Annotated in this window: 13 protein-coding genes, 4 tRNA genes and 1 riboswitch; of the genes, 13 read left to right on the top strand and 4 right to left on the bottom strand. The window is 42.3% G+C overall.

Going from position 1 to position 26,912, the window contains the following annotated elements:
• Nucleotides 1–35 precede the first annotated feature (35 nt).
• Complete coding sequence (locus HXT53_RS05615) at nt 36–9,248, bottom strand: Rib/alpha-like domain-containing protein (RefSeq protein WP_421780144.1); 9,213 nt, start codon at nt 9,246–9,248, stop codon at nt 36–38.
• Nucleotides 9,249–9,820: 572 nt separating this feature from the next.
• On the opposite strand from HXT53_RS05615, the gene HXT53_RS05610 reads away from it, so the two are divergent.
• From HXT53_RS05610 to HXT53_RS05600, 3 genes are all read left to right on the top strand, one after another.
• Nucleotides 9,821–10,297, top strand: coding sequence for a holo-ACP synthase (locus HXT53_RS05610; RefSeq protein WP_415681931.1), 477 nt, complete (start codon nt 9,821–9,823; stop codon nt 10,295–10,297).
• Between the two features lie 217 nt (nt 10,298–10,514).
• Nucleotides 10,515–10,588 (top strand) — tRNA-Gly (locus HXT53_RS05605).
• A gap of 172 nt (nt 10,589–10,760) precedes the next feature.
• The gene (locus tag HXT53_RS05600) at nt 10,761–12,671 is read left to right on the top strand and encodes a glycoside hydrolase family 25 protein (RefSeq protein ID WP_421780142.1); all 1,911 of its coding nucleotides are present in this window, start codon (nt 10,761–10,763) and stop codon (nt 12,669–12,671) included.
• 85 nt (nt 12,672–12,756) lie between these two features.
• On the opposite strand, the gene HXT53_RS05595 is transcribed toward HXT53_RS05600, so the two are convergent.
• Both HXT53_RS05595 and HXT53_RS05590 read right to left on the bottom strand, forming a co-directional pair.
• A tRNA-Leu gene (locus HXT53_RS05595) sits at nt 12,757–12,837 on the bottom strand.
• A gap of 37 nt (nt 12,838–12,874) precedes the next feature.
• A tRNA-Thr gene (locus HXT53_RS05590) sits at nt 12,875–12,947 on the bottom strand.
• A gap of 315 nt (nt 12,948–13,262) precedes the next feature.
• Between HXT53_RS05590 and pgi the strand changes: the two genes are divergently transcribed.
• The 9 genes from pgi to HXT53_RS05545 all read left to right on the top strand — a co-directional run bounded on the left by pgi (nt 13,263) and on the right by HXT53_RS05545 (nt 25,292).
• Nucleotides 13,263–14,957: a glucose-6-phosphate isomerase gene (gene pgi, locus HXT53_RS05585; RefSeq protein WP_004114451.1), complete on the top strand. Its 1,695-nt coding sequence runs from the start codon at nt 13,263–13,265 to the stop codon at nt 14,955–14,957.
• Between the two features lie 486 nt (nt 14,958–15,443).
• A riboswitch (M-box (ykoK) riboswitch) is annotated at nt 15,444–15,604 on the top strand.
• 105 nt (nt 15,605–15,709) lie between these two features.
• Nucleotides 15,710–15,922 carry a hypothetical protein gene (locus HXT53_RS05580; RefSeq protein WP_226913173.1) on the top strand — a complete coding sequence of 71 codons (213 nt, stop codon included), beginning with the start codon at nt 15,710–15,712 and terminating at the stop codon, nt 15,920–15,922.
• Nucleotides 15,923–16,059: 137 nt separating this feature from the next.
• On the top strand, nt 16,060–17,808 hold the full coding sequence (locus tag HXT53_RS05575; RefSeq protein ID WP_004114453.1) for an ABC transporter permease: 1,749 nt from the start codon (nt 16,060–16,062) through the stop codon (nt 17,806–17,808).
• 120 nt (nt 17,809–17,928) lie between these two features.
• On the top strand, nt 17,929–19,479 hold the full coding sequence (locus tag HXT53_RS05570) for a nitrate/sulfonate/bicarbonate ABC transporter ATP-binding protein (RefSeq protein WP_421780139.1): 1,551 nt from the start codon (nt 17,929–17,931) through the stop codon (nt 19,477–19,479).
• 253 nt (nt 19,480–19,732) lie between these two features.
• A complete protein-coding gene (gene rplS, locus HXT53_RS05565; RefSeq protein ID WP_004114457.1) occupies nt 19,733–20,101 on the top strand; it encodes a 50S ribosomal protein L19 in 369 nt (122 codons plus the stop codon).
• A 38-nt stretch (nt 20,102–20,139) separates the two neighbouring features.
• Nucleotides 20,140–20,994: a signal peptidase I gene (gene lepB / locus HXT53_RS05560; RefSeq protein WP_004114465.1), complete on the top strand. Its 855-nt coding sequence runs from the start codon at nt 20,140–20,142 to the stop codon at nt 20,992–20,994.
• 39 nt (nt 20,995–21,033) lie between these two features.
• Nucleotides 21,034–21,717, top strand: coding sequence for a ribonuclease HII (locus HXT53_RS05555; protein WP_116439851.1), 684 nt, complete (start codon nt 21,034–21,036; stop codon nt 21,715–21,717).
• A 253-nt stretch (nt 21,718–21,970) separates the two neighbouring features.
• Nucleotides 21,971–24,571: an ABC transporter ATP-binding protein gene (locus HXT53_RS05550; protein WP_421780135.1), complete on the top strand. Its 2,601-nt coding sequence runs from the start codon at nt 21,971–21,973 to the stop codon at nt 24,569–24,571.
• Nucleotides 24,555–25,292 (top strand): HNH endonuclease family protein, encoded by a 738-nt coding sequence (locus tag HXT53_RS05545; protein ID WP_064622925.1) that lies wholly within the window; start codon nt 24,555–24,557, stop codon nt 25,290–25,292. Before HXT53_RS05550 ends, HXT53_RS05545 begins: the two co-directional genes overlap by 17 nt.
• Nucleotides 25,293–25,392: 100 nt before the next feature.
• On the opposite strand, the gene HXT53_RS05540 is transcribed toward HXT53_RS05545, so the two are convergent.
• Nucleotides 25,393–25,477 (bottom strand) — tRNA-Ser (locus HXT53_RS05540).
• A gap of 456 nt (nt 25,478–25,933) precedes the next feature.
• Between HXT53_RS05540 and HXT53_RS05535 the strand changes: the two genes are divergently transcribed.
• Entirely contained in the window at nt 25,934–26,881 is a 948-nt protein-coding gene (locus tag HXT53_RS05535) for a DMT family transporter (RefSeq protein WP_004114476.1), read from the top strand.
• Nucleotides 26,882–26,912 lie beyond the last annotated feature (31 nt).

Raw genomic sequence — 26,912 nt, 5'->3', positions numbered from 1 at the left:
TTATTCAATTTTAATATTTGTTGCACCACCAACGTTTAGTCGCGCTTCTTCCTGCGAATAATGACTGCGAGTGCAGCACCTATTGCGCCTGCGAGTGCAGCAACAGTGCTTGCTGCAGCAATTGCAGAGCCTGTATTGGTTAACTTTGATTGCGCAACATGACCGGAGGAGTGATGTGCAGGAGACTTAGGAGCTTGTAACTGAGTGTTATTGCTCTTATTCCTGTTGTTTTCACTGTTGCCAGTGTGTTCATCAGAATCATGAGAACCAGATTCATGTTCTGGGGTTGGCGCAGTTGCTGGTTCCGGTGTCGGTGCCGGTTCCGGCGTTGGTGTTGGTTTCTTGGTTGGGTTATTTCCTACTTTACCGTTTGCCTTGTTGGATGGTTGACCATTCTTCTTGGCTTGCGCGGTAATCGTACTACCATCCTTGATTTGGGTTGCAGGGATGGTGACTTTACCAGTCTTAGGATCAACAGTCACGCCGGTTGGAGTATTACCGTTAATAGTCCAGTTACCATTCTTATCTTTCTTCACGGTAATTGTTACAGGAGTCGTTGTATCGCCTTCTGGAATATACGTGATTTCTAGAGTATCAGCATCTGCTGGTGGGGTAACAGTTGCGGAACCTTGCTCAACACCATCTTGTGGCGTGAGTATAGTCGGCTCACCCGCAGGCGTTGGCGTTGGTTCTGGTGCAGGCTTCTCCTTTTCGCCAACTTTAGCAGTTACCACTTCTGACTTGCTCTTGCCAGTCTTATCGCTACTGTCTTCTGATTGCGCAGTAATAGTGCTACCGTGCTTAATCTTGTTTGCTGGAATCGTAACAACGCCAGTTTGCGGATTAACGGTTACGCCTTCTGGAGCGTCTCCGTCAATCTTCCACTCATGCTTGTCGCCTTCAGCAACAACAGTAATCGTTGCGGTTGTTTCACTGCCTTCTGGAGTGTAAGTAACTACAACCTTGTTCACGCGCGTATCCGTGAGATCAGGCGTCACGCTAGCACCACCCTCGGCTGGAGTGTCAATCTTTGGCTTAGTTATATTTCCGTTGACAGTAATATTTACGCTATCGCCTGTCTTTGCACCATCACCCTTACCGTTGGTTGGTGTGAGGGTGACGATGGCACCAGGCTTTTGCTTGTCGATAGTAATAGTGAAGTTGCCATCTTTATCTGCGGTACCAGTTCCGATTTGATTGCCATTGTTATCGGTAACAGTTACTGTTGCGCCCGGAAGAGTCTTTCCAGTGATGATTTGTTTAGTAGAATCATCTGGATTGTCTTTTAGCGTTTGCTCACTAATCTGTGGAGTCTTAAAGCCAGTTACAGCAGTAGCGGGATCAGATGGTTTGTCCGTCTTGTTCTTAGATACTGCAGTAATAGTACTGCCATCCTCCAAATTCTTTGCTGGAATAGTAACAACGCCAGTTTGCGGATCAACAGTCACGCCATCTGGAGCGTCTCCGTCAATCTTCCACTTACCATTGTTATCCTTCTTAGCAATAATTGTGCGAACTGGCTGTTCTGGACCATTGATTGAATTTGGCTTAGCATTGATTTCAATTTTCACAACCGTTGTGTCATCAGTTGGCGGAGTTACAGTTACGTTTCCGTCGTTCTTCTGGTTGTCGGTTGGTACCGTAATCGTTGGCTTTTGTGGCTTAGCTGTGACGATTACAGTAGTTGCATCACCATCAACTCCACCCTTGTTTGGAACAAGTTTGAGTGTTGTTCCAGGGGTCTGATGAGGAACATCAACGGTAAAGCTGCCATCTTTATCTACAGTGACAGTTATTTCTTTATCGCCATCCTTCAATGCGATGCCATTACTGTTTTGAACCTTGATAGTGGCTTCAGGAGTTCCCTTACCAGTAATAGTTGTCTTGCCATTATCTGCAGAACCTTTATCGCCAGGCTTGTTTTCGGCTTTACCATCGTTGATAACTGGCTTGTTCTGTGCCACAACGTTTACTGTTACTGGTACGTTCACAGGATTTGCGATACCCGGAATAGTTACCACGACAGTGCCGCTCTTATTGTTTCCAGCTGTCTTGGTATCTGGAGTACCGTTAGTTGCCCAAGCAAACTTGGTTCCGTTAGGTAACTCATCCTTATTGGCAATGCTGTTTTCTGCGCTTGGAGAATCACCAACATGTACGCTCACCGTTTTACCGGCTGGATTTGGCACAACGAGCACGTTGACTGGAATGTCAATATCTGGCTCGCCTGGCACCTTAACGGTCACAACGCCTGGTTGGTTGCCAGTCTTTGAGGTATCAGGCTTCTTCTTCCAAGAAATACTAGCATCCTTAGGTAGATCCTTATGATTCTTAATAACATCCTCTGGCTTAGGAGTAGTGTCAGTTGTGTCACCATTCTTCTTTTGCAACACAGTTACGTCGTTTGCAACAGGTGCTGGTGTCACAGTAATTGTTACTGGCACTTCTTGAGGTGCTTGCCCTGGAATCTTGACAATCACTGTGCCACTAGCAGTGCCTGGCTTGTCGGTCTTTGGGGCAGCATCTTTCTTCCACTCGAATGTGGTTCCCTTAGGGAGTTTGTTGTTGTTATCAATGCTGTTCTTAGGATCAGGATTGCTGTTCTGTGGGACGGTGGTTTCCTTTGCTATAGGCACAGGGTTTACGTTCACAGTTACAGGAACATCAATCGTATAACCAGACTTGCCATTTACACCTGGAATGGTGACTTTTACTTTACCGCCTGTCTTTTCTCCAACGGTATCTGTAGTTGGTTTGCCACTATCTTCCCACTCGAACGTAGTGCCATTAGGGAACTTACTGGTATCGCTAGAATCCTTAATAACATCCTTAGCTTCTGGCAATGTGCCATTTTGTGGAACGTTCACAACATTCGCTTCTGGCTTTGGCAAAACGTTCACTGTTACAGACACTTCCACAGGCTTTTGACCTGGAATAGTAACAATAATCTTGCCATTCTTTGCGCCAGGATTGTTAGTATCTGGTTTATCTTCAGGTTTCCACTCGAACGTAGTGCCATTAGGGAACTTACTAGTATCGTGAGAATCCTTAATAACATCCTTAGCTTCTGGCAAATCCTTGCCCTGTGGCACGTTGACTTCAGATGCACTTGGGTCAACAACGTTAACCTTTACTTCAACTTCTTGAGGAGTATCAGATCCAGGAATAGTAATCTTTACTTTGCCTTTTACGCTGTTACCTTCCTTAGATGTGTCTGGTTTTCCGTTGTTATCCCACTCGAACTTAGTGCCATTAGGGAACTTATCCTTATTGACAATGCTGTCCTCTGGCTTAGGCTCCACGCCCTTTGGCACAGTCACAACTTTAGCTGTAGCAGTTGGAGCCTTGATAGTTACAGGTACGTTAATAACAGTTGTTGATCCATCCGGATACGTAACTGTTACAGGCACTTCAAACTTGCCAGCCTTATCTCCATTAGGGATCTTAGACTTATCGCCATCAGCAATAGAGTAAGTTGGCTTATTTGTTTCGTTCGTTGGCCAGGTAGGAACACTTACTTTGCCGATAATTTCGTCGTCCGAAGGCTTTTGACCATTATCTTTTTCAAGATTATCTGCCTTAGGTGGGTAAAGTTCAGACTGCTTATTGCTAATAGTTACTGGCACGTCAACAATGTCAGTCGTGCCATCTGGGTAGGTGACTTTAACCTTAACAGTAGAGTTTCCAGGAGTTTTACCATCTGGAAGCTTTGTGTTAGGCTCGTTCAACTCAATCTTTGGTTGTTCCTTTGAATCTTTTGACCAATTAGGAACAGTTACATTGCCTGTTACATCATCAGATGTAACCTGCTTGCCAAACGGCTTAACAACAGGTGTTACCTTTGGCTCGAAAGTATCCGACTGCTTGTTCTTAATAGTCACATCAACAGTAACTTCATCAGTTGTGTTATCCGGGTACGTGACTTTAACCTTAACGTGATAAGTGCCAGGCTTTGTGCCGTCTGGAATATCCTCATCTTTGCTGGTGATGGTGACTTTTGGCTTATCGCCATCCTTCTTTGGCTTAAAATCAGGAACAGTTACAGCATCCGTAACAGCTTTCTTGGTCTTTTCTTTACCAGTGCCATACGGCTCTTCCACAGTGTCAACTGCAGGAGTGTTTGCAGTGGCATCGGTATCTGTAACTACTACAGGCACTTGCACAACAGTGCTGGAACCATCTGGATATGTGACCTTAACAGGTACGTTAGTTGTGCCAGTCTTATCTGTAGTTGGTAGAGGAGTTTTTGGATCTACAAGCTCTACTTTTGTTTTAGATTTATCTGGAGTCTTGCCATCAACTGTAGAAGTCTTCACAGCATTCTTAATGTCTTCAGCAGTAGGTGCTGGATCATTACGCTTCTTGTTGATAGCTTCTGCGCCTGGTTTGTAGGTCTCGTTATCTGGCTCGCCAACTGTTACAGGAACTTCCACGTGATCCTCAGAACCGTCAGGATACTTAACAGTAACCTTAACGTTTACGGTTCCAGGAGTCTTAGTGTCGATAGGTGTTTGACCTTTATCAACTGTAATTGTTGTACCATTTGGTTTATTTGGAACAGTGACTTTAGCAATGATGTCATTGTCAGAAGGGCCACTTTCTCCATACTTCTTAGTGATTCCGCCGTCAACCTTTGGCGTATGAGTTTCACTTTGAGGCTTTCCTACAGTAACCTTTACTGTTGCGTGATCTTTAGAGCCATCCTTATATGTAATGGTTACAGGAATATCGAAAGTACCAGGCTGAGTGCCATCTGGAACAGTCTTAGCTTTGTCGTCAATAGCAATACTTGCGCCTTCTGGAAGCGTTATATCTTTGCCTTGCTTATCTTTACCAAAGCTAATACCTTTATCCTTGCCAACGCCGGTAATCTTGCTGGATATACCTGCATTCGGCGTCTTATTGTAGTCAATGTTAATTGTTTGACCTTCTGGCTTATAAGTTTCGCTTTGTGGCTTCAGCACTCTAACAGTTACTGTTGCAACGTCACTAGAGCCATCCTTATACGTAACCTTAACCTGCACTTGGCTTTCGCCAGGCTTATCGGTGCTTGGAACGTCTTTTGTGTTGACGATTTCTACTGACTTGAGTTTATCTTTTCCAGATGTGCCATTCCACGTCAAGCCGCCGCCATTATCAAATGACGTGATTTTCTTAGTCAATTCTTCTGGCTTAGTGTTCCATGGAACTTCAACTGTTTGACCCTTTGGATCATAATCCTTAGCATCCTTATGAATCAACACAGGAACATTAACTATTGTAGTTGAATGATCCGGGTATGTAATTGTTACAGGAACAGTGTGAACACCATCATCTTGAGGAATATTTCCAACTGTGAAAGTCAAATCTTTCTTATCAATTGGGGTCTTCTTCGGGTCATCCTTCTTGGTAATAATAATCGCGTTTGTAATAGCGTTTTGGTCAGGATTCTTTGGTGTAGCATTAGGAGCAGCATTATGCTCTTCAGCATCCGTGTATACGGAAATCTGAACCTTTAGCTTGGATGTATTGCCAGCTTCGTCTTTAACAATAAGATCACGAGACCACTTGTTATCGGACGAATTAGTTAACTTCGGATCTCGCTTTCCAGTGCCCTTAATATGAATAGTTGCAGGCTTTTCTGCAGAATTTCCGTTTTGATTGTCAACAGTGATTTTTCCGTCGTAGCCTGGGAATGTTGATATTGTTGCGCTACTAATCTTGCCGCTGTTATCGTAAGACTTAATTTCAATATCAAAAGGCTTATCTTTATGTACTTTAAATTGGTAGTACATTTGTTTATCGTCATGTTTCACCTGATTTGTAGCAGGGTTCTCAATAACAGGCGCGATATTGTCCTTAACGGTAACTTTTGTCTCCACGTCTTTAGTTGAGCCGTCTGGGAACGTTATGCGGACTGTAGCGGTTGTATCTTTGCCAGGCTTATTCCAATCTGGTTCTTTAGCCCAAGAATACTTAGCGTCCTTAGGCAGTTTCTTCACTGCTTCTGGATCAATGCCGCTCTTAGGATCCGGATGCTTTGTGCCGTCGCTCATGTTGTACGTAACAGGCGTTCCTGTGACTTTGCTGTACTTATCTGATTGCGGTTTAACGATAAACTTCACAGTAACTTTATTAGTGTTGCCCGAAGGGTCCACAGCTGTGATGGTACGCGTATACTCGCCAGGCTTAGTGTTGAGTGGAGTAGTGCCGTCAAGCGTCAAAGTCTTAGGATCTGCAGTTGTGCCAGTTCCAGTAGGAGCTTTTTCTGTCTCGCCTGGAGTTTTAGGCGTTAAAGTAAGAGTTGTAACTTCTCCGCTATTGTCTGTTGCAGTAATCTTAATATCGTTCTTATCACCGCGGTACGTATTGATAATAAATACTGGTGCGTCTTTTGGACCACTTAGATGTGTGCCGTTAATGGTGTTATATGTACCACCGTCGCCCTTTTGCTGAATCGCAACTTTAGGACTTTCGTTATCCCTAACAGTTACCTTAACGTCAACAGTTTCAACGCGTGGGTGATTTTTGTCGTTAGTAGGAATAGTTACAATAACTTTTCCAGACTTTTCTTTGCCAACAGTGGAAGTGTCTGGAGTGCCGTTAGTTTCTTTGCTCCAAGCAAACTTAGTTCCTTTTGGTAAGCTTCTGTGGTTGGCAATAGCCTTCTTTGCGTCTTTTTCGTCTAGCTTATGACCTAAGTCAACAGTAATATTTCTCGGCTTAATGTCTTCTTTTTTCTCCACTTTTACAGTCACAGTTTTTTCTGTTTTGTGACCAGCAGCATCAGTTGCAGAGAACGTAAGAGTGTAAGTGCCAACCTCTTCAGGCTTAAAGCCGGAGAATGTATAAGTGAAAACCTTTTCCTTATCAGTATTCGTTGTGTAATCAGTTTTTGCACGCGCTGCGACAACCATCATCTTACTGAGATCATTTCGAGCAAAAGCCATTGTTGCTGTTGCGGCATTGATAGACTCAATCTTTACATCATCTTTTGCAGTAAGCTGAATTTTCAGATCTTCGCCAACTTTTACGGTAACGCTATCTTTATCAGCAGTAAGCGTTGGAGCTTTGTCATCCTTAGTAGCCTTCTTAGCGTCGCTTGCGTCAGAGCTTACGGAATCTGCAGTAGTAGTTACTGCAGTAATGTTTCCTTCAGGAATGCCATTAGCAACTGTAATTGTAACTTTGCCATCAGCTCCAACGGTTCCAGTTCCTATAGCTTTTCCGCTTTTATCTTTAAGCGTTACAGTGCTTCCAGCTGTGCCAGGGCCTGCGTTAACTACAACTTCCTTGCCCTTTACGCCTGCAACACCAGTCAAATCAGTTTCAATCTTAGGCTTTTGAGGGCGAACCGTGAAAGTAACCTTTTCTTCCGCTGTGCTGCCGTCATTAAACGTGACTTTAGCAGTGTAAGTTCTTTTTCCTGCAACAGCTGTGGAAGGCTCGCCATTAACCCACTCTGCACTCTTGATGTTATCTTTAACCTTCTTATCGGTTATACCAAGATATTCCTTAGCGTCAACCTTGTTTCCTGTTTTAGTAAGAGTGTCGCCAACATTTACTTTAACTTCGTGATCTTTCAGCTCGCTTTTGTGTTGCAATGCGAGCGGCTTTCTGACAATTACAGGAATCGTAACAATATGGTACGAATTGTCTGAATATATTACTTTTGCTGATGTGGATGTTGTAGCAGTATCTTTCCCATTAAAAGCTATATCTGGTAGTTTAGTCTCTGGGAAAGTATTGAAATCTAGTTGTCCACCGCCTTCAATATTAGAAACATGTTTCTTTAATTCTTCATTAGTTGCCTTATGTCCCCAATCAACAGTAATCGGTGTAGTGGTTGGAGCCTTGTACTTCTGGTTCAGATTTTTAAGATGTACTGTAACTTTCTTTTCTACTTTGTTTCCAGAAGCGTCGGTTGCAGAGATAGTAACCTCGTAGTCGGAGTTTACAGGATTGCCACTTTTATCTTTGTGTATAAATGTAGTCTTATTAATAACCTTTGTATAAGGTTTGCTTTCGCTAGCATCAATGCCATTATCGTTTTTCTCGTCAACATTGCCATTTTTAGCAAAGTCTGGGAAACCGCTTACAGAGAATTTCGTTACTTTTCCACTGTCGTCGGATGTTCCGAATTTGATTGTAGGACTATCGCCCTGATACACGGTAATGCTGTTGTTTGAATCGCTAATTTCTTTGTCATTAAAATACAGCTTTGGAGGGATTTTATCGCTTTTTGTGCGCTTAAGATTTTGTTCAGTCCAGCGCTCGCGACCAGAAATAAAGGTGTAAGCCGAGTTAGTCGTTCTACCATAAGTACTTGTATTTGCCCATGTATAAGCATCTTGAATGTCGTCAAGAGTGACTCCTTGACGTAATTTTACTTTGCAATGCATGTGTACTGCATAGTCGACGTTTGTAGTTCTTAAGCCGATGCCGTAGCTCTTGTTCTTATATACGCCTGTTAATGTTGTAGCATTGCTAATAACCCCGTCGCCTGCATTCTTGTGGAAAGTATCACTCAAATCTTGCTGGTTGCTATTCCCCATGCGTATGCCCAAGGTTATTTTGTAAATAGAATTTCCAAGGTGCTGATCATCTTGCAAAGGCTTACTAAGTGTTGCTGATTGGCTATTTTCTTTAGTGAATAATGAAAAATCGCGTGAAAGAACAGCGTTTTTTGTTTGTGGACTAGTGCTATTTCGTTTATAAAAATTAAAGCTTAAATCACTTAATGTGTCTCCATTGTAATAACCATTATTTAAGTCAGCAACTGCAAAAGGAATTTGCCAAACATACTGTTGTTGTTTGGAAGCGCCAGTCATATCTTTACCATCGTTGTTAAAGAACACATCGAAGACTAAATACTTAGCACCGTTGTTTTCTTCAAGGTGTGCATACATATCCGACTTTTTAGTAGTATTACTGTAATCACCTAAACCGTCGGATCCTATTTGACCGATTGTTCCATTGCTGTTAGCAAAGCGATACCTTTGGAACTCAAGAATATTCGGCGTATGTAGCCAAGGAGTAGTGTCTGCGTTACGCACTTCTTGCGCGAAAGCTGCCGTAGTTGGAGGAAGAAGAATATTAGAGGATGCGAGGATTGGCTGACCGCCCAAGCAAGTGGCGGCAGTAAGAACTGTGGCAAGTGTGCTCAATGACACCTTGCGCATGGTTGCATACGCAGAAGATGAATCAACGTTTTTAAACGAGCTCTCAACTTGCTCGCGTGCATGCTTTTTGCGGTTGTTATTTGCCATAATAATCCGTAATCCTTTATTCTTGTGCTTCTTAATTTAACGTTCCTTAATGTGTGTCGTATATAAACTTGTGTCTAGTTCTTCTTCAAATACGAATTCTGTGTTTGCATAAAGCAACGGTAGACAATAAGTACGCTTATATACATGCTGCATAATATTATATCGTATTTTTACTATTTTGTCGTAATTTTTTTATTGTTAAGTATTCCATAACTGTAAAATTTCCTGCGGGGGGGGGGGGGTGCTCTATGTATAAAATATTGTCATAACGACGGATTGTTTAAAATTATCTAAAATTTTATCGTTTTATAGTAATTTATTCGCATATGAATTAATCACACTTGTAGCGTTTCTTGTACACATGCTTAAGCAGGTCGTAGCGGCGTAATTTTCTGGCGTTTGCTGTCGTTTTTGTAGTTTTGGAAAACATTTGCCGGTGACTTTTTCGGCGTTTGCTACTGCAGTAAAAGCGTGCAAGTGATTGTTGATTTAAATATATTTTATACAAGATTTTATATAGTATTTTTGCGTAGAACATAAAAAGTATGTATATGTACTAAAAGTAGGTGTGTATGATTGCAGGAATAGGGCACGACTTGGTAAACGTTGCACAATTCGCTCAGCAGATGCATGATGGCGATGGTTGGCGTGCTCTGTTTTCTCAGAGAGAGCTTAGACAGTGCGCCATGCGAGCGCACTCAAAAAACGACGCTGAGGCGATGCATATTGCAGCGCGCTGGGCTGGAAAAGAGGCGGTTATAAAATCTTGGTGCGAGGCTTTATCTTCGTTTGGAGATGCAAAATATCCTTACACGCTAGATAACACACCGTGGTCGAGTATTGAGATTTTAGATGATTCTCGTGGTTGCCCAAGTGTTCATCTTGATGATGCTGTTAATGAAAAGCTTATGCAATCTTTAGGCACGGTTCCTATGATTAATGCACAGAATGGTTTTTCTATTAGATGGCATGTTTCTTTGAGCCACGATGGTTTGCTTGAAGATGCATCTGCAATCGCCTCTGCGTTTGTGATTCTAGAAATAGCTTAGATATTTGCGATTTGCACTGTATGGTTTTGTTTATTTTTTTCCCGCGTTTGTTGTCGTATTTGCATAAAAAGGGAACAAACACGGGAATGTTAATCGTGTGGTACAACGCTCTTGAGAATCTAAGTGGAGTGTCGTTAGTTGTTTTATGTCAAAATCATCTGTATAATTGTTCGAGTCGCTGTTTTGGGGTCTTATAAAAATTCCATTACGTGCAATTGCGGATGTAGCTCAATGGTAGAGTATCAGTCTTCCAAACTGATGACGCGGGTCCGATTCCCGTCATCCGCTCCACTTGATTTCTGTGATTTCTTTGATTCCGATTGTTCTAAATATATCGTGATTAGTCATAGTTATTTTTGTGTTTTTTCGTTATTCTGATTTGCGATTTGATTCTTTACTGTTTGCGCATATTGCTATGGTTGTATGAGGTAAAAACACGTAAAAGCATATCTCTGGAGGAGTTGTGGGACAAATTATTGTACGTGTAATTGCAAGTTTAGTTTCTGTTGCTGCTGCATTTGTTATGAACGTTTCTCCATCTATTAATGTTGAAGGACGTGGTGTTTTTGAAGGCTCTGCTTCTAGTTCATCAAGAAGTTCATTAAGAAGTGCCAAAAATAATGCAATAAAAAGTGCAGATAATGGGAATAGTAATTCTTCTGAAGATAATCGTTTGAATGGTTTTGCCGATGGTGATGCCAATAATCCTGATTTTAAGTTGCCTTCAAAAGTGGCGTCGTCATTTAAGAATAGTGACGAAGTAGTTTCTTCAAAATATGCTCTTACATCTACTGGTCATTTGAAATCTCTTAAAACTGGCGATATTGTTACTGATCCTAAAATTATTGGCACTAAAGACAAGCAGCCAGATCCTCTTGCTAAGAGCGATGGAAGACGTTTTACGCCTATTACTGTTGGAGATTTGCGAAAAGCAATTAAGCGCTACAATTCTACGAATTCTACAAATTCTGCCAATCCTTCCAAAGTTCGTCTAATAAGCTCAAATCAGCCTATTCCAGACGAGTCTAAATCTTCTGCTAAAGCAAAAGATTCAACAATATTGTCTTCTAAAACAGCCACAACAACTGATGGTATTGTTCGCAAAGCCTATTTGCCTGTAACAAATTATGGCGTGGAATGGGAAGATTACAATGGTTCTCAATCATTCTTTGATGGCAATGGAAACATGTTTGCTTATAACGCTAGGGGTGTTATAGATGTTTCTGAACATCAGCATGAAATTGATTGGGCTGCTGCTAAAGCCGCTGGAGTAGAAGGTGCAATAATTCGCATCAGCTACGGTTGGGATAATGGCTACGATAAGTATGCTGTACGAAATATCAACGAATGCAAGCGTTTAGGTATTCCTTTTGGAGTTTATGTTTATTCCTACGCTGAAACGCCTTCTGATGGCGCTTCCGAAGGTGCCGATGTGGCAAGGCTTTTGCAAGGTGCTGGAGTTAATCCAAGTGACCTTTCATACCCTGTTTACTACGATTTGGAAAGATGGGAGTGGGCAGGGCATCAACCACCTACTGATCCATACGTTTATCAGAATATTGTCGCATCGTGGTGGAATCAGCTGGCTTCTGCTGGATACACTAATCTAGGTGTTTATTCTTATGCTAATTATTTAAACGGTCCGCTTAATTCCCAATATATTCACGATCGTACAAGCTGGGTTGCTAGCTATGGTGCCACTACGCTTTTTAACATTACAACACCATTAGGCGGCTGGCAGTACACTTCTAGCGGTTCTGTATCTGGAATTCAAGGTAATGTTGATTTAAATGCATTTGGTACTAGGCCAACTACGCCTACAAGCCGCGCTCACATCGATTTTACGTGGATTATTCGCAGTAACGATATAGCTGTAGGCGCTGCAGCAAGTAGTAGTATTTACAATCATATGGAATACCGTTGGCTTGCTTACGATTTGCTTAATAAGCAGTGGAAGACTATTTCTGACTGGTCTGTTAGCAATTGGGCTTCTTGGGTGACAAGCAACGGTGATTATTGGCTTCACTGTGATGTTCGTGATTCGTTCACTAAGAAGCCTTTGGGTAACAAAACAATTGCTTTCCATTATGAGATTCAAAATGCACCGGCTCCTGTTTTTACAGGTGATACCGTGATTTCTGGCACTTATGCGGCTTGGCGCGGTAGCAATGTTTTACTAGGTGCTACTACAAATAATCCTAATGGTTACACGATTATCAAAATATATGACTATAACGCCAAACAATGGGTGAGCCAATTTAAGGGTCCGTGGGCTTTGTGGAGTCCTAAACCTGGAATTTATTGGACACATTTTGAAGCCTACACATCTAATGGTACACTCAAAGATACTAAGACTTATGCTTTTGGAGTGTAGTTTTAGACTAAGAGTTAATATTTTCTCTGGTTGTTTCGTTTAAGAAAAAAATGGACCAGGTGCAATAGCATCTGGTCCATTTTTGTGCGCGAGATGGGACTTGAACCCACATGTCGTAAGACACAGGAACCTAAATCCTGCGCGTCTACCATTTCGCCACTCGCGCTTAAATCGCCTAAAACAAGCGAAAAAGAAACTTTAAGAGCCACTTGACAGAATCGAACTGTCGACCTTCTCATTACGAGTGAGACGCTCTACCGACTGAGCTAAAGTGGCAATTTGCCCGAGAAGCATTCGCGACTCGCGCACAAATCAAATACTATATATTAATATTTGCAATTTGTCTAGCATGACGCGCCGCAAATGTTCGCATGTGTTCTAGTCAAAGTGTATTTCTGTCCGCTTTTGTGAGTATCTTGGCAATTGGAAGATAGTGATGCACAAGTTCCACTTTGCGCGCATTTACACGTGTTTACTTTATAGTTCACTATGATTCTCGATGATTATTGTGATTAAAACGTGTTCAAGTGTGCCTAAAGATTGATAAAACAAGGCATCACGTCACTTCATTCAAGATGAAAGGACCAAGAAATGGCCATCAATCCACCAGTTGACGCCGTTAAAACACCTGAATGGGCTGCTTTGCAGAAGCACTATGATGAATTGCAGTCCGAAGGCGTGAGCCTGAAGAAGTGGTTTGCTCAGGATGCAAATCGCGTGGATAAGTTGAGCTTCGAAGCTGGAGACCTCCACTTCGATCTTTCTAAGAATTTGATTAAGCCAGAGACGCTTAAGCTTTTCGCCGACCTTGCAAAGGCAGTTAAGCTTGATGAGCGCACTAAGGCGATGTACACTGGCGTGCACATTAACAACACCGAAGATCGTGCAGTATTGCACACCGCTTTGCGTCGTCCAGCCGAAGATGCTGGTAAGTTCATGGTAGACGGTCAGGATACCGTTGCCGACGTGCGTGAAGTTTTGGGTCGCATTTACGATTTTGCTAACGAAGTTCGCTCCGGCGCTTGGAAGGGCGTTACTGGCAAGAACATCAAGACCGTTGTAAACATTGGTATCGGCGGCTCTGATTTGGGTCCAGTCATGGTTTACGAAGCCTTGAAGCCATATGCTGATGCTGGAATTAGCGCTCGCTATGTTTCTAATATCGATCCAAATGATATGGCAGAGAAGACCAAGGATTTGGATCCAGAAACCACGCTTTTCATCATTGTTTCCAAGACTTTCACCACTTTGGAGACTTTGACCAACGCTCGTACCGCTCGTACCTGGTTGCTTAACAAGCTTCAGGAGAGCGGTGCTATTGACGGCAGCGACGCAAAGAAGGCTGAAGCTGTTGCAAAGCACTTCGTGGCTGTTTCCACCAATCTCGAGAAGGTTGAAGAGTTCGGCATTAACCCAACCAACGCTTTCGGATTCTGGAACTGGGTTGGCGGCCGCTACTCTGTGGATTCCGCTGTTGGCACTTCTTTGGCTGTAGTTCTTGGACCAGAGCGCTTCGAAGAGTTCTTGAAGGGCTTCCACGCAATCGATACTTACTTTGCTGAAACCCCATTCGAGAAGAATGTTGTTGTGCTTCTCGGTATGCTCAACGTTTGGTACCGCAACTTCTACAAGGTTGCTTCTCACGCTGTGCTTCCATACGATCAGTACTTGCACCGTTTCCCAGCTTATTTGCAGCAGCTCACCATGGAATCCAACGGTAAGTCTGTGCGCTGGGACGGCACTCCTGTAACAAGCGAAACCGGCGAAATCTTCTGGGGTGAGCCAGGCACCAACGGCCAGCACGCTTTCTACCAGTTGATTCACCAGGGCACTCAGCTTATTCCAGCTGACTTCATTGCTTTCGTGAACACGCCAAATCCTACTAAAGATGGCGATCAGGATGTGCACGAGCTCTTCTTGGGCAACTATCTTGCACAGACTAAGGCTCTTGCTTTCGGCAAGACTGCTGACGAAGTTCGCGCTGAAGGAACTCCAGAAGAGATTGTTCCAGCTCGCGTATTTAGCGGCAACCGTCCAACCACTTCTATCTTCGGCGAAGCTTTGACTCCATTTAGCTTGGGCGAGTTGATTGCTCTCTACGAGCACATCACCTTCGTCGAAGGCACTGTTTGGGGCTTGGATTCCTACGATCAGTGGGGTGTGGAGCTTGGCAAGCAGCTTGCAAAGCAGATTACTCCTGCAATCTCTAAGGATGACGATGCTTTGGCAGCTCAGGATGCTTCTACCCAGAGCTTGATTCGCTTCTATCGCGCTCATCGCAAGTAAGTGAGTGTGTAGCAATCTTATTTGATTGTTGATTTAAAGCCTCTTGTTGATTAAATCTTCAAGAGGCTTTTTCTCTAATCGAGGCATTTCCTTGCTTACTGTTGCGCGAGGGCTGGGTGTTTCTACGCTTACTGTTGTGCGAGGTTTGAGTATTTCTCTCCTCGCAAGTCCCGTCGCTACGCTCCTCTTTTATTGCTCGTATAGAAATACATCAAACCTTCTGAATATCTAGGACTTTTGCGTGGTTTTTATCACCGAGATTCTCGATTTTTCTTCTTCATTCGATGAATCACCATTTCATGCTGAGGTTCATCTCATTCAGTGCGAAAAATCTCGAATCTCTACCTACTTGGTGTAGTCCTGTAGTGCGTTTGTACCTGATTTACGGCGTGTCGCTATACAATCGCACTACAGGTGCAAGTGGTGGCTAATCTTCTCAAGTCAATTCAAAAATAGGTTGACACAAGAGCAGTGATAATTTATAATGAGCACGGTCGGTAGGTAAGGCTACCACGGGGATACGGGTTGCTGCCGCAACACAGTGGAGACACTGCAAGTTGGTCAACAGTCGTTGTCGATTTCAAGGCTTCGACTAATGCAACACCACCGCCCTGCGAAGCTGAAGCTTGAACGACAAGATTAAGGCTGATTTCTTTTGATTTAAAAATCACCTTGTGTCTTCTTGCTTGCCGTCCGGTTCAATGATGATACGGTTTTGCGTTGGCGCGCACAAGCTAGAGGAGGTGATTGCCGTGAAACATGACAGTAGCAGTAGTACCAGTTGTAATCAAAGTGCTAATACAGTTAATGCCGTTAGTGACGATTCAGACAGTATTAGTAGTAGTACAGACGTTCCCCCTGAATATACAAAAGATGAATATAAAAAACCGGCAGTCACCGCCAAAATGTTTGCGATTACAGGTTTTGCGATTAAAGATTTTATTTTATTTGATTTGTTGGGATAAGTCGCCAGCAGCCGCGCGCTAAATAAGCGCTTCTAAAATAAAGTCTAAAATTCTAAGCAAAATTTAAGATAAACGCAAAAAATAGTGGTGATAAGCGGCAAACGCGTGTAAAAATACGCGTTCCCAGAGGACTTATCATGACAATATTTACAACATCTGGAAAAAACGGTGCTAGTACGCAAGTAGACGAAAACACTCGTTTTTGGTCCGACATTATTGTGTGCGTTGGTATAATCGCGCTTTTTGGAGTAAGCGCTTTCCTTTTGCAGCGCATTAACCAGCCAATTGGACCTAAAGGAATACCTTCTGCAGTTTCAACTGACCTTATTAATTTGCCTTACTACACGCTTAGATCCGTGTTTCGTATGATGCTTGCGCTTATAGCATCGCTGATTTTTACCATTATTTACGGATCTCTTGCAGCGCGCAGCCGCCGACTAGGCAAGGTTCTTATTCCGTTGCTAGACATTTTGCAATCCGTTCCAATTCTTGGCTTCCTTTCAGCTACAGTAACGATTTGGCTGGTGATTTTCCCAGGATCGATGATGGGCGTTGAAGCCGCTTCGATTTTTGCAATTTTTACAAGCCAGGCTTGGAATATGACTTTCTCGTTCCACCGTTCGCTTTTAAGCGAGCCAAAAGAGCTAGACGAGGCAGTGCGCAGCTTGCAACTTACGCATTGGCAGCGATTCTGGGTACTAGATATGCCAAACGCAATGATTCCGCTGCTTTGGAATTGCATGATGAGCGTTGGCGGCGGATGGTTCTTCCTTACTGCTTCCGAAATGATTTCCGTAAACAATCACACTTACGCGCTTCCTGGAGTAGGTAGTTTTGTGGCGCAATCTGCAGCAGAAAACAAGCTTGGAAACATTTGGTGGGCTATTTTATCCATGATTGTTGTTGTGCTAGCGATTGACTTCTTCCTTTGGAAGCCGCTTACCGCCTGGGCAGAACGATTCCGCATAACTCAAAGCGCATCCGACGAAGAACGAAAGAGTGCTGTTTTGACACTTATTCGTCATTCGCATGCCGACGAAGTTATTAGCAAGCTGTTTTCTCCGATTCGCGAATGGCTTGAAATTATTACACGACCATTCGGACGCACAGGTTCACAGTGGCCGCGTAAAGCATCACAGCGTAAACTTGGCGACTTGGTTTTCAACATTGTTATGGCTGTGCTGATTTTGGGGCTTGCTGCTCAAATGCTTTACTTTGTAGCAACTCGCACAGGTTTGCAGGAGTTTGCTACAGCTGGAGCGTTAGGAGCTTTGACTTTTGCTCGCGTAGCTGTGTTGATTTTTGTGAGCTCGCTGATTTGGGTTCCAGTAGGCGTATATATTGGCATGAATCCTAAGATTTCGCGAATTATGCAACCTGTTGTGCAAATTCTGGCTAGCTTCCCAGCAAACTTTGTGTTCCCATTTGCAATGATGTGGTTTATGGCTTGGCACATTGACCTTGGATGGGGAAGTATTATTTTGATGGCTCTTGGCACGCAATGGTACATTCTGTTTAACGTTATTGCAGGCGCTAGCGCGATTCCAGATGATTTAAGAGAAATGACAAGAAGCTTTAGATTAAATCGTATGCTCAAGTGGAAAACTCTTGTTTTGCCTGCGATTTTTGGATCCTGGTGCACTGGCGGAATTACTGCCGCTGGCGGTGCTTGGAACGCTTCGATTGTGTCAGAGATTGTGGAATACGGCAAGAATCACATGGCAACTCAAGGTTTGGGCGCGTATATTACGAATGCAACAACCGTTGGTGATTCTGTAAAAACGCTTGTGGGAGTAACGGTTATGAGCTTAATAGTGGTGTTAAGTAATCGACTGTTCTGGACTCCTTTGCAAAGGTATTCGGCAAAAAGATTTGTTTTGAATTAATCGACTAATCAATCGAATAATCAATCGAATAATCAATCGAATAAATCAAATAAACTACGGAAAATTAAACTTTTTAAGTTTATAAACTTTTTAACTTTACAAAACAGATTGGCAAATATTATGAACACTTTGAACAAAACCGCAGAAAAGGATGCGCAGAACTTTGCTGCACAATCTTCAGTTACAAGCGATATCATCGACGCAAAACACATAACTCAAAGTTTCACATCGGATAGTGGCACTACTCAGCACGTACTTCACGATATATCGTTTACGTTGCGCGAAGGCGAAATCGTTGCAATTCTAGGGCGTTCTGGCGCTGGAAAATCAACCTTCTTGCGAACAATGGCAGGCTTAATTCAGCCAACAGAGGGAACTGTAACGTATCGCGGTCGCGAGCTTACTGGTCCAAACCCAGGTGTGGCAATCGTTTTCCAAACCTTCGCACTTATGCCATGGCTTACAGTTCAAGACAATGTGGAGCTTGGTTTGCGCGCTAGAGGCGTTAGCAAAGAAAAGCGCACGGAGCTTGCTCTCGCAGCAATTGATGCTATTGGTTTGGACGGCTTTGAAACAGCGTACCCAAAGGAGCTTTCTGGCGGCATGCGTCAGCGCGTAGGTATTGCGCGCGCGCTTGTTTTGCGCCCAGATGCTCTGTTTATGGACGAGCCATTTTCTGCGCTTGACGTCCTTACAGCAGAAAATCTTCGTCAGGAAGTTCTTAAGCTTTGGTCTAGTGAAGAGCGTGATATCAAGTCTGTTGTAATCGTTACGCACAATATTGAAGAAGCTGTGCAAATGGCAGATCGCGTGGTGGTTTTGGGATCTCATCCTGGGCATTTGATTGCAGACGTGCAAGTTGATTTGCCTCGCCCGAGAGACAAACATAGTGCTGAATTTGAGGCGATGGTTGATAATCTTTATGCGATTTTGACTGGTTCTATGCCAGAGGGTGAATCTGAGCCAGATAATACTGATACAACGGTTGCTGGCGACTTGTCTGCTGCAGATGGCGATTCTCAACCTGTGGAACAGACGGATGCGGAAGAAACAGAAGCTGCTGCAATCGCCGACATGCTTATTCAAAAGCATCACGACGCGGAGGCAGAAGCTAAGCAAAACGAGGAGCAGGCGGATGCGGGGGAGCCGAAGCCTGAGCCTGTTGCTGTGCACTTGCTGCCGAACGCAACGCCAGGAGGAATGGCAGGTTTGCTAGACGTTATTTCGGAAGAGCCAGATGGCATTGATTTGGCTGATTTGGCTGCGGATCTGTCGTTCGAAATCGATGATTTGTTCCCACTTGTAGATGCTGGAACAATGCTTAATTTGCTTACAGCAGAAAATGGTCATATTACTATTACTCCAGCAGGTCAAGAATGGCATAATGCCGACATTTTGCACAGCAAGCAGGTGTTTGCGCGTCTTGCAATTGAGCATGCTCCTCTTGTTCATGCAATTGATCAGGCTTTGAGCCGAAACCGCAATGGCAAGCTTCGTGGCGAGTTGATTTTGGATTTGCTTCGCAGCAAGCATACGGACGCCTTGGCTCGTCAGCAATTTGATATTGCGATTAGCTGGGGTCGTTATGGTGAGCTTTTTGACTACGATGCCGATGATGACGAATTAACTCGTACTGTTGAGACGGCGCCGCTTAATGGCGTTGTGCGCTGAAATAGTGCGAAATAATGCTCAATAATGTCCATTATTGAGCATAAATTTGTGTTCTGTATGCTTTCGATAAGGCGATGCCGCATAGTCGACTTATCAATAGTCTAGCCTGCTTTTTTAAAGTTTTGGCAGATGGAAGCCCTGAAAAGCAAACTTTTTGGGAAGGATTATTCAAAGTAAAGTTGAAAAAGTTAAAATTAGACTAACTTACTTTGATGTAGCTTACGTCGATATGCGGCGGCGAGGAGGAATTATCATGGTGAATGCTGTAGAAGCATTTGATGCTAAGCATCTTAAGTCTGCTGAGGAAATCCCAGCTTTCCGTCCTGGAGATACTGTTGACGTTAACGTTAAGATTCAGGAAGGCAACAACACTCGTATTCAGACCTTTACTGGCGTTGTTATCGCTCGTAAGGGTGCTGGTGTTCGCGAGACTTTCGTTGTACGTAAGGTGAGCTTCGGCACTGGTGTTGAGCGTCGCTTCCCACTTCATTCCCCAGCTATCGATTCGATTAAGCTGGTTCGTAGTGGTCGCGTTCGTCGCGCTAAGCTTTACTACTTGCGCGCTTTGCGTGGTAAGGCTGCTCGTATTGCCGAGCGTCGTGACAACAGCGCTGCTAAGTAAATTTATTTAAGGTTAAGGATTTAACATTAAGGATTAATATGTCTGCCGAAGACTTGCAAAATAGCGATGGTCACATTGTTAATGTGGCAGGTCACGGCTTAAATCCTTCTCCAGTTCCACCGGAGCCAGAAGAAAGACCAAGTCTAACTTCTGGCTTCAGTGCTAAACGTGCTAGGCATGGAAAAATAAAAGGGAATCATATTTCTGGATATCAAGATAGTGATTATGATTCCTCTAAATCTCAGTCCAAGGTTCGTACTCGCAAGCTTTTTAAAACATCTTGGAAAGAGCTTGTTGCATGGTATCTTGTGCCTATTCTTGTTGTTATTTTTCTTCGTGTTTTTATTCTCGGCGTATATTTTATTCCATCTGGCTCCATGCTAGACACAATTCATATTGGCGATTATGTTGTTACGTCTAAGCTCACTCCTCGCCTGTTTCCACTAAATCGTGGAGATATTGTTGTTTTTGAAGATCCTGCTAATTGGCTTCAAGGTGAAAATAGTCGCGGCGGAATTGTGTCTGGTAAAGATCTTATAAAGCGTCTAATTGGATTGCCTGGGGATACTGTTGAATGTAAGGGCGATGGTGACCCAATTCTTGTTAACGGTGTTCCTGTGCTTGAATCTGCTTATATTAAACCAGGTGTAAGTCCTAGTTCCTTCCCGTTTAAGGTGAAGGTTAAACCTGGTCATGTATTTGTTCTAGGAGATAATCGCGCTAACTCTGCGGATTCTAGGTATCATAAGAATGATGGTGACGATGGTTTGGTACCTATTTCTAAGGTTGAAGGCGTGGCATTTATGCGTTTTTGGCCTTTGAATCGTATGGGTATTTTTGAAAATCATAGCGATGCGTTTGATGATGTAAGAAATAAGTCAGATGCTAAATAGTTCTTTTAAACGTGCGTAGATATTAGATTTGGGGAGATTTTGGCTGCTGTTCCGTCTTTTAACTTTGAGCAAGACCTTTTAAAAAGTGGCTTCGATTGGGTTATTGGATTAGATGAGGTTGGACGTGGTAGTTTAGCTGGTCCTGTTATGGTTGGTGCTGCTCTTTTTGGTGCCGATAAAATTAATTCTGGTTATTTTCCTGTTGGATTAGCTGATTCCAAGCTTATTAACGCTCACAAGCGTGAAGGATTATTGGAGCCTCTTGAAAATTGGTGCGATGCTTTTGCTGTTGGTTCTTGTACAAATCGCGAGATTGACGAGTGGGGAATAAGTTATGCTCTTGGTGTTGCTGCGATTCGTGCAATTTCAGATGTGCAAAACAGTATGAGATATAAGCTTGAAAATGCTCATATTGCAGCGATTTTAGATGGACCATTTAATTATATTGGTAAGGTTTCTGGAACTTTTGATGCGCCTAGTATGGATTTTCCTGTTAAAGTTCACACTTTAGTTAAGGCTGATCAGAAGTGTGCTAGTGTTTCTGCAGCTTCTGTGATCGCAAAGGTGACTCGAGATTCTCTTATGACAAGCTTGTCTGACGATCCTAAATATAAAATTTATGATTGGGCACATAACAAGGGTTATGGTTCTAAATCGCATAGAGCTGCGATTTTAGAGTATGGTCCTAGTGATTTGCATCGTATTAGTTGGCATTTAAGCTAAAGTTCTTCGGCGTGTTGATGCCTGATGCTCAGCGTAATCTTGAATGCTAAAGGGGTAGTGAGCTAGTGCGTGGGTATGTGTTTGTAGAGAGTGTTTAGATAGCGTTTTTAAGAGATTTAAAGCTGATTTTAACAGTGCGAGCTACTCGAATTTGTAGATTCAATCTGCAGGGTATCGTGTGTGTACTTTGTAGTGCGTGAAAGTATTTTTGGAATTTAAAAGAGTTTTCTATGGAAAAGAAAAGGATAGTTAAATGATTGGTCGTTTCTTCGCTTTTGTTCCAGGTGTTAAGCACTTGGTTGTTTTAAGAGCGGCATGTCTTGCTATATCTTCTCTTGCGAATATTGGTTTTGTGTATGTTTGTGTTGGAATTCTTTCGCCAGTGCTTATTCCTGCAAAATATACTGGCAAGTCCTTGTTAAGCTCTGTTGAATTGACGTCTTATCTTATTTCTCTTGTTGGAATACTTATCGTAAAATATATTGCGTTCCATCAGTCATGCACTATTTCTACCGAAATTGGAACTCGCGTATCTATGAAGCTTAGACCAAAAATGTTGCGTTCTATGCTTTCTTTGAGTTCTTCTAAAAAGTGGTCTAAGGGATATTCTTCTATTTGCGTGAACGATGATGTTGAGTGGGTTCAACGTTGGCATGGTTTACTTTTGCCGCAGATCATTGCTGCTTTTCCTATGCCTTTTGCGGTTAGTGTTGCAATGTTTTCAATAAACTCTTATGTTGCCACTATTTGCGTTTTTGCGTCAATTTTTTCTACTTTGGCACTTGTATCTGCTCTTGCAGATGTTCGCGTTTTGTGGCGCTGTTTATGCGTATTTTTAACGTATTTAATGACTGGTGTGGCAATTATTTCTACAGTTTGGCTTCTTTCTGTTAAATCTGTTGGTCTTCCTGCTGCAATGCTAACTTTGCCCCTTCTTATGCTAAGCGTAGATCCAATACGTAGAGTTGCTAACTGTATGCATATTAAAAATCGGGCTGTTTTAGGTTTGAATAACATTAGTGACTTGTTTAAAAGTGTTGCTTCTAATAAGGTTCATTCTTCTAATTTAGACTCTGTAGAATCTTCTGCTTCTGCAGATTCCATAGATTTCTCAGATAATAAAAAGTCGCTGAGCATCCCAGATGGAGCCAGTAATGTTTCTCTTCATGTGCGATGCAATTTCACTGAAAATAATAAACCTTTGCGTGCATCCTTTAATATTTCAAGTGGAAAATTGAATGTAATGCCAAAGGAATACTACGAATTATTTACTAATAATGTTTTGAATGGCGTAGTTTTTAGCGATAAATCAGATGTTGCGCTATCTTACAGCGATAGATATGGTTTTTCTGAAGTAGATGTTGAATCGCCTTTTGTAGTATCTGATTTTGGTGATATTTCTGGAAACTCAACTTATGTTTCACTAAATAATGAAAATCCTGGTGCTATTGCAGATCTTGTTACTATTGTTCGTTCAAATAGTCATCTGTTTTCAGCCACTTTGCGAGAGAATCTGCTCATGGCATCGTCTAATGCTACTACTACATCTATGTGGCAAGCATTGCGTACTGCTCATGTAGATGGTGTTGTTTATGCGGATTATAACGGATTAGATTTGCGTGTAGACAATATTCAGGTTGAAAATAAGCAAGATATTTTCCGACGAATTATTATGGCTCGTGCGCTTATTCGTAGAACTCCAGTGTATATTTTCGACTATTCTTCAAGCGATATTAGTTCTGATGAAGCTAAGAATTTATGTGATATTTTGCGTCATGTTGCTAAAAAAGCTACGATTCTTGTATTTTTGCCAGACGATAACTACGCTTCTAAAGCGGACAATTTGGTTAACGTTAGTGTATATCATAATTCGCATTACACCAGTTCTAGTTCTATTAGCTCTTATGCCGAAAATTTCGCAGATGGAAGCGTTGATAAAGCTAATAAAGTAGACGAATATGCTAAAAGTTTTGATGAAAACTCTAATAAGAATTTTAATAATGCAAAACACGAAGGCTTATTGAAAGATTTATCTCATGAAAGTAAATCAACTATATCTTCGTTGAAAAAGGCGTTTTTTGCGATTCTTTCAGCATTCTCTACAGCAATCAATATAGTTTGCGCAGTATTGATACCTGTTTGCACTTTTGCAGCAATGTTCGCTATCGCTAATCGACCGCTTTTTGGACTTGTTATGCAAGAATACGTGCTTATCGTAAGCGTATGCGCATGTTTAAGATGCATAACATTAGTAACATCTTTTGCTGGCGTGGATCTTCATCATGCGCATTTGCACAAGGCAGGTTTAAGCATGAGTGTTGGAATGGTTTTGTCGATTATTCCAGCAATCGTTTTGTTATGTTACTTTGATATTCAAATTGCTATTTTTGCTGTTGTGATTTGTGCTCTAATAGTGTTTATAATTCCAGGATTATTTAGACTTAGACTCCGCAGTTTTATTAAAAAAGTTCATTCAGAGCAAAAGATGGTAGAGCTTGAAGTTGATGATGTAGAACTTGGTATTGATGAGGTTCTAGCTTTCCGACAGGGCGAGCATTGTGTTAAGCGTGTTGTTGATTCAATGCGTAAGCTTTCACAACAGCGAGTGCGATTATCTCGTAAAGTGGGAAGAATGCAGGCAATTCTTATGTCTGTTGCTCTTATAGGTATTGCGAACGCAATAATGCTTGTTTCTAACACTATTCACCCAATTGTCACTAAGAATCCACAATGGAATGTTGTTTACGCAGTTATGGCAATTATTGTGCTTATTAGCCTTATTCAACAAGTTCTAGACGTTGTTATTAGGCGTATTCCTTGGGTTGTAGATATAAATCATGCAGTACGATCATAATACGCATTATTCAAGTAACCCTATATCTAAAAGAATAGCCTCTTTTATATGGCTTATTTCTTTGGCTATTATTATAGGCATTGTTATTGGGCTTGTTTTGCCAAAAATCAATCATGATGTTGGCGAAATTACTGGTGAATACGCTGCTGATGGAGATGCTGCTTCTCTTCTTAATAAGCTAAAAGTCTCTAAATCACATCCGTCTGGATACAACAGGAGTGTCTTTGGATACAGGACTACAGATGTTGATAAAAATGGCTGTGATGTTAGAGAAGATGTTCTTGCTCGCGATTTAAAACAGGTTCGTTTTAAGTATTCTGGTTCTTGCAAAGTAGCATCAGGGCTTTTGCATGATCCTTATACTGGTTTAAATATTAATTTTGTTCGAGGAAGAAAAACTAGTGCTCTTGTTCAAATCGACCATGTTGTAGCACTAGAAAACGCTTGGCAATCAGGAGCCTGGAAATGGAGTCATGCCAAGAGGCTTAAGTTTGGTAACGATATGCTTAATCTTCTTGCTGTTCAAGGAGCAGCGAACCAAGAAAAAGGATCTGCTTCTGCGGCTTATTGGCTGCCATCTAATAAATCCTTTAGATGCGATTATGTTGCTAGGCAGATTGCTGTTAAGTATAAGTACGATCTTAGCGTTACTAATGCGGAAAAACGTAGCATGGCTTCAATTTTGCATGGTTGTTCTGCGCAGAAATTGCCTAACAGTTGAGTTCGACGCTAAGCTGCTTGTTTATGTTCATATATTTTGATGCATAGGCAAATATATAAAAAGAGTTCTAACCACTCATACTGGCTAGAACCCCTACTCGCGGAGAATACGAGATTCGAACTCGTGAGGCTGTTACACCAACACGCTTTCCAAGCGTGCGCCATAGACCACTAGGCGAATTCTCCACATCAATCATTGTGCTAAACAGCATAACGAAAGACAACTTAAATAAGATAACATAAACTGAGGATAATGCAAAGTCGCGCGTGGCGTATTGGTTTGAGTGTTAGATTTGCATCACGCGTGATGCGTTTGTAACGTTTTTTGGTCAAAATTCGTTAGATTTGTCTCGGCTGCGAGACATTTGTAACGTTTTTTGACTGATTTTCGTTAGATTTGTCTCACGCATGATGCAAATCTAACGAATCTACGATTCTCAAATCACCTCAATAGATTTATTGCACATGCAATCCTTGCAATTGCGTGTTGTTGATTATGTGCGTGTTGTTGATTATGTGATAGTGTAGATTTTTCATATGTAGTAAGCGATTTGCGAGGTTTGCGACTTACAACTTGCTACATATGCGCAAAACTACAGGATTATTAGCGAGTACGGGATGTAAGTTTAGAAGGTGTTTAGCATGGATGTTGGTTTTGTAAAGAATATCCAAAAAATAAAGCCTAAAAAGCCAAATCCTGCGGTGGATCATAGTCCGCGCACAATGATGATTGGCATAATCTTGACGATTCTTGGTGGCGCGCTTTGGGGCACAAATGCTACTGTTTCTAAGATTCTAATGTCACAATACCTTGTGAGTCCGTTGCAAATCGCGTGCGTTCGTCAGCTTGCTGCAGGCGTGCTTTTTGTAATCGTTGCGTCAATTGTTAATCGCAAGCAACTCGTTGATGCATTAAGCACAAAAAAATCATGGCCAATGCTAGTTGTAACAGGTATTGTGTGTGTGCTTTTAACGCAAGTGGCGTATCTTTTTACAATTGACTGGACTAATTCTGGCACGGCTACTGTTTTGCAAAGCCTGAATCTGCTTTTTGTGCTTGTTTATGTGTGTTTGCGGTCAAAAAGAACTCCGACTTTGCGCGAAAACATTGGTGTTTTGCTTGCATTTGCAGGAACTGCGCTTATGGCAACGGGAGGCAATTTTAGCTCGCTTTCGCTGCCGCTGATGGGACTTTTGTGGGGATTAGCAGATGCTGCAAGTACGGCGGCTCTTGCGATTATGCCAGTCAAATTGATTGCAAAATGGGGAAATCTTACTGTAAACGGAATTACGTTTATTATTGCAGGTCTTATTATGATGCCATTTGTGAAGCCATGGCAAACAATGCCTCCTTTGGATTTGCGCGCGTACTTGCTGTTTACTTTTACGATTGTTGGCGGAACTTTTGGCGCATATTGGATGTTTTTGGCTGGCGTTATGCGAGTTGGATCTGTGCGCGGAACGCTTTTGGGGGCGAGCGAGCCTGTTATGGCTGCAATCACGGCTGTTGTGTTTACGGGAGCTGTGTTCTCGTGGGCTGATTTTGCAGGATTTGCGCTTATTTTTATTATGATGATTTTATTGAGGTGATTATTACGAGTATGCAAGTCACAGGTAAAGA

Source organism: Gardnerella sp. KA00390, assembly GCF_049244075.1.
Taxonomy (GTDB): domain Bacteria; phylum Actinomycetota; class Actinomycetes; order Actinomycetales; family Bifidobacteriaceae; genus Bifidobacterium; species Bifidobacterium vaginale.
Note: the sequence above shows the minus strand (reverse complement) of the source record. Positions and strands in the feature narration are given on the sequence as shown.

Coding starts and splice junctions, on each gene's coding strand:
- pgi (WP_004114451.1), top strand. CDS start 13,263: ATGGCCATCAATCCACCAGTTGACGCCGTTAAAACACCTGAATGGGCT.
- HXT53_RS05535 (WP_004114476.1), top strand. CDS start 25,934: ATGGATGTTGGTTTTGTAAAGAATATCCAAAAAATAAAGCCTAAAAAG.
- rplS (WP_004114457.1), top strand. CDS start 19,733: ATGGTGAATGCTGTAGAAGCATTTGATGCTAAGCATCTTAAGTCTGCT.
- HXT53_RS05545 (WP_064622925.1), top strand. CDS start 24,555: ATGCAGTACGATCATAATACGCATTATTCAAGTAACCCTATATCTAAA.
- HXT53_RS05575 (WP_004114453.1), top strand. CDS start 16,060: ATGACAATATTTACAACATCTGGAAAAAACGGTGCTAGTACGCAAGTA.
- lepB (WP_004114465.1), top strand. CDS start 20,140: ATGTCTGCCGAAGACTTGCAAAATAGCGATGGTCACATTGTTAATGTG.
- HXT53_RS05615 (WP_421780144.1), bottom strand. CDS start 9,248: ATGGCAAATAACAACCGCAAAAAGCATGCACGCGAGCAAGTTGAGAGC.
- HXT53_RS05550 (WP_421780135.1), top strand. CDS start 21,971: ATGATTGGTCGTTTCTTCGCTTTTGTTCCAGGTGTTAAGCACTTGGTT.
- HXT53_RS05570 (WP_421780139.1), top strand. CDS start 17,929: ATGAACACTTTGAACAAAACCGCAGAAAAGGATGCGCAGAACTTTGCT.
- HXT53_RS05610 (WP_415681931.1), top strand. CDS start 9,821: ATGATTGCAGGAATAGGGCACGACTTGGTAAACGTTGCACAATTCGCT.